2 protein-coding genes are annotated in these 1,569 nt (G+C 56.9%); one reads left to right on the top strand and one right to left on the bottom strand.

Translation table 11 applies throughout. The features are described from left to right. A partial coding sequence (locus A3764_RS18620; protein ID WP_150122292.1) for a type II toxin-antitoxin system HipA family toxin occupies window positions 1–585 on the top strand: 585 nt, incomplete at its 5' end. A gap of 502 nt (window positions 586–1,087) precedes the next feature. On the opposite strand, the gene A3764_RS18615 is transcribed toward A3764_RS18620, so the two are convergent. Continuing rightward, on the bottom strand, window positions 1,088–1,569 hold a 482-nt coding region (locus A3764_RS18615), incomplete at its 5' end, for a DUF736 domain-containing protein (RefSeq protein WP_150122291.1).

The following is a 1,569-nucleotide window of genomic DNA, read 5'->3' as shown; positions in this document are numbered from 1 at the left end:
GTAGGCATCGATAAGATCGGCAAGCATGCCTTTGTGGTCGAGCGCTTTGATCGGCTATCCGACGGGTCGCGCGTGCACATTGAGGATTTTGCGCAGGTCTATGGGCTCTATCCTGAAGACAAGTACGGCAATGGCACATTCCGGAACATTGCCCAGGTGATCGCCGCCGAAGGTAATGATGCAGACATCATCGAATATGTCCGGCGTCTGACCTTCAATATGCTGATCGGCAATGCCGACATGCATATGAAGAACTGGTCGTTAATCTATCCGGACCGGCGGTATGTCTCGCTGGCACCAGCTTATGATTTTGTGGCGACTGTGCCCTACATTCCGGGTGATGCGACGAACATGAAGATTAGTCGTGCTAAGGTGTTTTCGGCGTTCTCGGTGGATGAGCTGGAGCACCTTGCCGTCAAAGCTGCCATTCCGAAGAAGATGGCGATCGACGCTGCCAAGGAGACCGTTCAGCTTTTCAGAGACCATTGGAAGGTGGAAGCGGCAAACCTACCGATGAGCGATGAGGTCAGGTCAGCTGTTGAAACCCACATGAAGACAGTGCCCATCCTGGAAGAGCTTTCATAGGGCAAGTTGTTCCTGACTGACCATCAAAGCAGGGCGACAAGTGCGCCTGTATGTCCCCAGTTTTTTTGGCACTCTCAAACAAGTCGCCTGATCGTCTTTTGATCTTTGCCTCGTTCCAGCTGTCTTGTTCGCAAAGGCGCTTGTTCAGAAAGAGAAAGGCTGAGTTTGCAAAGATCGCTATCTGCGCTTCGCTGCCCTTGGTGCTTGCCGCAGCATCAGCCAGGGCAGCCACCGCCTGCTGAATGGCAGCTTTCGGGAAAAATGGTCCAAATAGTTCGCACTCGCAGCGGAGCAGTCAATGCGCCTGATGCGTAGGTCGTGGTTGGGCTGACACCGGCCATCCGTCGCGCTAAGCTCGAACGCCGACTCTGGGCCTACTCCGACACCTAACCTTAGCATAATTTCCTTCGCGCCATCTCTAAACCATACCAGCGCAGAAAAAGGGGAACCGTGATCCCACGGTTTCCCTTTGGGTTCAGATCGTCTCCCCCTCGCGCGCCGATTAGGCGACCAAGGAGAGCCCCACGCCCGCGTCCTGCGGCTGCTCACCGCTGTCGATGAACGGGATGATCGAGAAAGTCTGCCCGCCGCGCTGCTCTTCGTTCTGTACGGCGTTGACGCGCAGGTCGCCATCAGGCGTGTTGATCAGCAGGGACAGGTAGTCATTGCCCGTGCGGCTGCTTTTCGCCATCCACGCCGAGCCGACGCGGATCGGTGTGCCCCGGGGCGAGCTGACCTCGATCCGGTAATCGGGGTGGGTTTCCTCGGATTTGTAGCTGTTCTCGATCAGCATGAACTCCAGATCGAACATCATGTTGGCGATGTAGCCGGTGAAGGCGTTGTCGGCGTCCATGGCGGTGAGCTCCCCCGAGATCGAGCCGGATTTCATCAGGCCGTTCGAGACCAGCGGGATGATCTCAAACTCGCCGCTCTGGGCCGCGCGCGCCTCTTTCGTCTGCACCGCGTTGACCCGGAACGGACCCA

The sequence above is a fragment of the Sulfitobacter sp. HI0129 genome, from assembly GCF_001635395.1.
In the GTDB taxonomy this organism is placed as follows: Bacteria; Pseudomonadota; Alphaproteobacteria; order Rhodobacterales; family Rhodobacteraceae; genus Sulfitobacter.
Note: the sequence above shows the minus strand (reverse complement) of the source record. Positions and strands in the feature narration are given on the sequence as shown.